Raw genomic sequence first — 6126 nt, forward strand, 5'->3', positions numbered from 1 at the left:
ATCTAGGCCCGCGCCTTGATATTTGGAAATTAAATGATAGACTGGCGTGCAGTTGATTTATAAATGGAGGCTGCGATGCTCGGCCTGGAGCTGTTACGCAGTTTCGTCTCGGTGGTCGATGCCGGCGGCTTCACCCGCGCCGGAGAGCGTGTCCACCGCACGCAGTCGACGGTGAGCCAGCAGATCAAGCGCCTGGAGGAGGATGTCGGCCAGCCGCTGCTGATCCGCAGCGGCAAGGACGTCACCCCGACGGAAGCCGGCGAGCGGCTGTTGACCTATGCGCGGCGGCTGTTGTCACTCGCCGAAGAGGCCCGCGACGTGCTCTCGCGGCCCGGCAGCGAAGGCGCGATCCGGATCGGCATCACCGAGGATTTTGCCGCCTATCGGCTGACAAAGCTGCTCGCCACTTTCGCGCGCAGCCATCCCAACTTGCGGCTCGACGTGCGCTCCGGCCAGAGCCTGTTCCTGTACCGCGATCTCGAACGCGGCGATCTCGATCTCGCGCTGATCAAGCGCGCCGCCAATGAGAAGGGCGGCATCGCGGTGTGGCCTGAACGCGTGCACTGGGTCACCAGCAAGAGCCACCCGCGCGATACGACGGCCGGCTCGGTTCCGCTGATCGGTTTCGCCACGGGCTGTCTCTACCGCGCCCGCGCCATCCATGCGCTGGAGAGCGCCGGCCGCAACTGGCACATGGCCTACACCTCCTCCAGCCTCGCCGGCATCCAGGCCGCGGTCGCCGCGGGCCTCGGGCTCAGCATTCTGTCAGAAATGTCGATCCAGCCCGAGCATCGCGTGCTGACCGCAAAGGACGGCTTTGCGCCGATCGACCGCACCGAGGTCGCCCTCGTCGCCGCCCCCGAAGCCAGCCCGGCGACACTGCGGCTGGCGGACAGGCTCGCGGAGTATTGCGAAAGCGTGCAGGCGAAGGCGGCGTGAAGCAAAGGCTGCGCCGCTGCTCCGCTGTCGTCCCTGCGAAAGCAGGGACCCATAACCACAGGGCTGTGTTGCCTAAGCAAGCTGTGGCCCCCAGCGTCGCACAACAACGACCACCGGTGGTTATGGGTCCCGGGTCGCGCTTCGCTTGCCCGGGACGACAGCGAGAATGATGGCAGATCGGAGCGGCTGGTCGGCGATCGCTAATAACACCGTGACGCGACGAACGCGTGGACGCGGTTGTCGCCGAGCACATGGGCCATGAAGCCGGGCGATCCGAAAATCCGTGTGAACGCGGCGTCGCGGATGCTCAAGCCACCGGTGTAGGCGCCGAACGCCGGCATCACCGCGCGCTCGCCGTCACAGGCGAAGCAGCGGCGCTCGATCGCGCGGCCGCGGGTCGGCACCCGCGCCTTGGGATGCAGGTGGCCGGCGATCTCGCCGCTCGCACCGGTCGGCTCATGGCGGAACGCGATCGGCCCGATCGCGACCTCGGTCGCGACCACGCCGCCAAGATCGGACGGCAGCGCCGGATCGTGGTTGCCCGAGATCCAGATCCAGTTGCGCCGCAGCTGCAAGGCCGCGAGCGCCTCGCGGTCCGGATCCGATAGCCGCGCATGCGCATCGCGATCGTGAAAGCTGTCGCCGAGCGCGATCACCTGCCGTGGATCGTGCCGCGCAATCACAGCGGCGAGCCGGCTCAGTGTCGCGACCGTGTCGTAGGGCGGCAGCAGCACGCCGCGGCTGGCGAAGCTCGAGCCCTTTTCCAGATGCAGGTCGGAGACCACCAAGAGGCTCTGCGCTTCCCAAAACAGTGCGCCGGAGAAATCGGCCACGAAACCGACATCCGCCACCGTGACCCTCGAAACGCGCATGTCGTCACCGTCTCGCAAAGCTAGCGCGCTTGCCGTCACGTCCTGTTCCCCACAGTGCCAGTATTACGTCGTCGCCTCCCGCACGAGTTCCGCGGCCGCCTCGGCCAAGAGCTCGTCGGATGCTTCGCCATAGACTGACTCGCGGCCAATTTCCAGCAGCGCGGGGACGGCAAGCGGAGAAACGTGGTCGAGATCTTTGTGGGTGATTCGGCCGTGGATGCGCGAAAGCATGTCGCTGAGGCGGCGAAGATCGAGCAATCCCGTGGCGGCATCGCCGCGCGCGGCGCGCAGCAGCACATGATCGGCCTGGTGCTTGCGCAGCACGTCGTAGATCAGGTCTGTCGAGAACAGCACCTGGCGGCGCGACTTCTCCTCGTCGGTGAAGCGGCGCGCGATCAGCCCGGAGATGATGGCGCAGTTGCGGAAGGTCCGCTTCATCAGCGCGGATTCCGCGAGCCATGCTTCGAGATCGTCGCCGAGCATGTCGGGATCGAACAGCGCGTTGAGATCGAGCTTGCCGTGCCGGATCATGAAGGAGAGATCGCCGACGCCCCAGACCGCAAGCGCATACTCGTTGGCGACGAAGCCGAGCGGACGGGCGCGGGCGCGCTCCAGCCGGCGCGTCAGCAGCATGCCGAGCGTCTGATGCGCGAGCCGGCCCTCGAAGGGATAGCAGACCAGATAATGGCTGCCGCCGCGCGGAAAGGTTTCGACCAGCAGCTCGCGCACCGCAGGCACCCGTGAGAATTTCCGCTGCAGCGACAGCCAGTCGTGCACCTGGTCCGGCAGCGCGTTCCAGGCCCGGCTGTTGTCGAGCAATTTGCGGACCCGTTCGGCGAGATAGGTCGAGAGCGGGAACTTGCCGCCCATATAGGACGGCACTTTTGCATCTTTATCATTGGCGCGGGAGACATAGACCTGGTCTTCAACCAAGGCCTCGTAGCGCACCACCTCACCGCCAAAGACAAAAGTGTCGCCGGGCACGAGGCCCTCGATGAAGACCTCCTCGATCTCGCCGAGCATCCGGCCGCCGCGGGCGATCGCGCCGGTCGATCCGCTACCGCCGGCGCGCGAGCGCACCAGCCGCACCTTCAGCATGGTCTCCTCGACGATGGTGCCGACGTTGAGGCGATAGCTCTGCCGCACCTTGGGATTGGTGACGCGCCAGCGGCCCTGCTTGTCCTGCTTGATGCGCGCGAAACGCTCATAGGTCTTCAGCGCGTAGCCGCCGGTGGCGACGAAATCGACGACATCGTCGAAATCGGTGCGTGCGAGCGATGCATAGGGCGCTGCGGTCCTGACCTCATCATAGAGTTCATCGGACAGAAACGGCTTGCCGCAGGCGCAGCCGAGCACGTGCTGGGCCAGCACGTCGAGCGCGCCCGAGCGCAGCGGCGGCGTGTCCTGCGCATTCTCCGCGATGGCGTCGATCGCGACACGGCATTCCAGCACCTCGAAGCGGTTGGCCGGCACCAGCACGGCGCGCGAGGCCTCGTCGAAGCGGTGGTTGGCGCGGCCGATCCGCTGCATCAGCCGCGACGAACCTTTCGGCGCGCCGATATTGATGACGAGATCGACATCGCCCCAGTCGACGCCGAGATCGAGCGAGGAGGTGCAGACCACGCCGCGCAGTTTTCCCGCGGCCATCGCGTCCTCGACCTTGCGGCGCTGCGCGACGTCGAGCGAGCCGTGATGCAGCGCGATCGCCAGCCCGTCGTCATTCATGCGCCAGAGATCCTGGAACAGCATCTCGGCCTGGCTGCGGGTGTTGACGAACACCAGCGTGGTCTTGTTGCGCTTGATCAGCTCGTAGACCTCGGGCAGCGCATGGCGCGCGCTGTGGCCGGACCACGGCAGCCGCTCCCTGGTGTCGAGCATCTCGACCACCGGCGGCGCGGCGCCGCCGGCGGTGACGACGTCGGCGGACGCATTCTCGCCACCCGGCTGCGGCACCAGGAAACGCGCGAGCTGCTCCGGCTCGGCGACCGTCGCCGAGAGGCCAATGGCACGTATCTGCGGCGCGATGGTCCAGAGCCGCGCAAGTCCGAGCGACAGCAGATCACCGCGCTTGGAGGTGACGAGCGCATGCAGCTCGTCGAGCACGATGCGCTTCAGCGAGGAAAACAGATAGGGCGCGTCGTCGGACGCGAGCAGCAGCGCCAGCTGCTCCGGCGTGGTGAGTAGAATATCCGGCGGATAGCGCCGCTGCCGCTGCCGCCGCGACACCGGCGTGTCGCCGGTGCGGGTCTCGATCCTGATCGGCAGCCCCATCTCGGCGACCGGCGTCTCCAGATTGCGCGCGATATCGACCGCGAGCGCTTTCAACGGCGAGATGTAGAGCGTGTGCAGCCCGCCGCTGCGGCGAACGGAGCGACCGGTAGAGATGAGATTCGGACGCGATCTCGCCGACGCTGCTGCCTCTCCGCTTGCGAGCTCGTCAGGTTCCCTCCCCCTGAAAGGGGGAGGGTTGGGGTGGGGGTCAGCCGCTTGCTCAGTGCCCGCGGCTGACCCCCACCCGTCGCGCCCGGCCGCGCTAGCGCGCGCCTGTTCGCGCCGACCTCCCCCTTTCAGGGGGAGGTGAGAATCCTGGGGACCATGTGTTTCACCCGATAACTCCACCAGCGTCGGCAAGAACCCCGCCAGCGTCTTGCCCGCTCCCGTGGGCGCGATCAGCAGCGCCGAGCGTTCCTCCCGCGCTTTGGCCAGCAGCGCGAGCTGATGCTCGCGCGGAGACCAGCCGCGTGAGGCAAACCAGTCGCGAAACCGGCGCGGCAGGAGATCGGCCGTTTCCGACGACGGAACGGAGAAGAGATCGAGCGTCGACACGCCCAAGAGGTAGGTGGTTCAGGCGGTTTCGTCGAGGGCGGTCGGAAATGGCGGCAGGTGGCAAGGGGCCCACGACAGGACGCTTCGATTCCCTCTCCCCGTTCTTCACGGGGAGAGGGTTGGGGTGAGGGGCTGCTTCCGCGAGCGGCGAGTGCCGTGAGACCTGTACCCCCTCACCCGGATCGCATCTCACGATGCGACATAGCCGAAGCTCTGCTTCGGCGTTCTTGAGGACGGCCGCCGTAGGCGGCCTATGCCTCTCCCCGCAAGCGGGGCGAGGTTAAGCAACAGCGCGCCCCGCCCCTACTCCGTCATCGGCTCGCCGGAGAGGTCCCAATCCTTGCCGTTGAAGATCGAGACATAGAGCGTCTTCATCGGCGTGTAATCGTCGGGCGTATAGCTGTAATTGATGCCATCAAGGAAATAGGGCGAATGGAAACCGGCGAGCGTGGTGGCGTGCTTCAGCACGTTGGCGCGGGTCAGGTCGTCGCCGCAGCGGCGCAGGATTTCGCCCATCGTCGCCGCCTGCCCGTAGCCGGCGAAAGCGATGGTGTTGTCGGGGTCGATGTTCGGCAGGTACTTCTTGCGCAGCTCCTCGAACGCGACCACGTCCGGATCCTTCTCGTAGCGCGGCACGCCGACTTCCTTGTTGTAGCGGATCGCGACGATGTCCTTGGCGTTATCGAGGCCCGCGGCGCTCAGGATCGAGCGACCGGTCGAGCCCGCCGACAGCAATTGCAGCGGCTTCCAGCCGAGCTCGGTCACCTTGCGGATCGACTGCGACGTCGCCTTGCCGGTGGTGATGTTGTAGAAGACGTCGGCGCCCGACTTCGAGAGATTGATGAGCTGCGAATCGACCGTCGGATCGGTGAGATCATAGGTCTGCTCCATGATCACCTGTGCCTTGCCGCCGGCATCGGCCAGCACCTTCTTGAACGGCCCCAGGAAGTCGCGGCCGAAATCATCGTTCTGGTAGAGGATGCCGACCTTGGCGTTCGGCTTCACGCTGACGACGTGCTTGGCGAGGATGCGCGCCTCGGTCGGATAGAGCGGCAGGCCCGCCATGGTCCATTTGAAATTCTTCGGATCGTTCCACTTCGAGGCGCCGGTGTTCAACAGCAGTTGGGGAACGCCCTTGGAATTGAGGTATTTGTGCACGGAGGTCTGCGGCGCGGTACCGAGCGAACCATAGAGCGCCAGCACCTCCTCCTGCTCGACCAGACGGCGCGTCGCCTCGACGCATTTCGGCGCGCTGTAGGCATCGTCCATGGTGAGGAATTTCACCTTGCGGCCGTTGATGCCGCCCTTGTCGTTCAGCATCTGGAAATAGGCTTCGCCGACGCGGCCCAGCACACCATAAAGCGAGCCGGGGCCGGAATGCGGCACGGTCTGGCCGAGCTTGATCTCGGTATCGCTCGCACCCGGATCGTATTTCTTGTCGGCGGCCCGGACGAAGGGCGCGGGCAGCACGGACGCAGCGATCACAGAC

At 66.1% G+C, this 6126-nt stretch carries 4 protein-coding genes; 1 reads left to right on the forward strand and 3 read right to left on the reverse strand.

The window, feature by feature from the left end; all coding sequences use genetic code 11:
• Positions 1 to 75 precede the first annotated feature (75 nt).
• Positions 76 to 939, forward strand: a complete 864-nt coding sequence (locus IF803_RS30445) for a LysR family transcriptional regulator (RefSeq protein WP_461194613.1) — start codon at positions 76 to 78, stop codon at positions 937 to 939.
• 200 nt (positions 940 to 1139) lie between these two features.
• On the opposite strand, the gene pdeM is transcribed toward IF803_RS30445, so the two are convergent.
• The 3 genes from pdeM to IF803_RS30460 all read right to left on the reverse strand — a co-directional run.
• A complete protein-coding gene (gene pdeM / locus IF803_RS30450) occupies positions 1140 to 1811 on the reverse strand; it encodes a ligase-associated DNA damage response endonuclease PdeM (protein ID WP_461194614.1) in 672 nt (223 codons plus the stop codon).
• A 63-nt stretch (positions 1812 to 1874) separates the two neighbouring features.
• A complete protein-coding gene (locus IF803_RS30455) occupies positions 1875 to 4637 on the reverse strand; it encodes a ligase-associated DNA damage response DEXH box helicase (protein ID WP_461194618.1) in 2763 nt (920 codons plus the stop codon).
• A 303-nt stretch (positions 4638 to 4940) separates the two neighbouring features.
• The coding region (locus tag IF803_RS30460; RefSeq protein WP_461194616.1) for an ABC transporter substrate-binding protein at positions 4941 to 6126 on the reverse strand (1186 nt) is incomplete at its 5' end.

Source organism: Bradyrhizobium sp. UFLA06-06 (assembly GCF_054820065.1).

Bases quoted from the DNA above. Each gene is read 5' to 3' on its own strand.
- IF803_RS30445 (WP_461194613.1), top strand. From the start codon at position 76: ATGCTCGGCCTGGAGCTGTTACGCAGTTTCGTCTCGGTGGTCGATGCC.
- pdeM (WP_461194614.1), bottom strand. From the start codon at position 1,811: ATGCGCGTTTCGAGGGTCACGGTGGCGGATGTCGGTTTCGTGGCCGAT.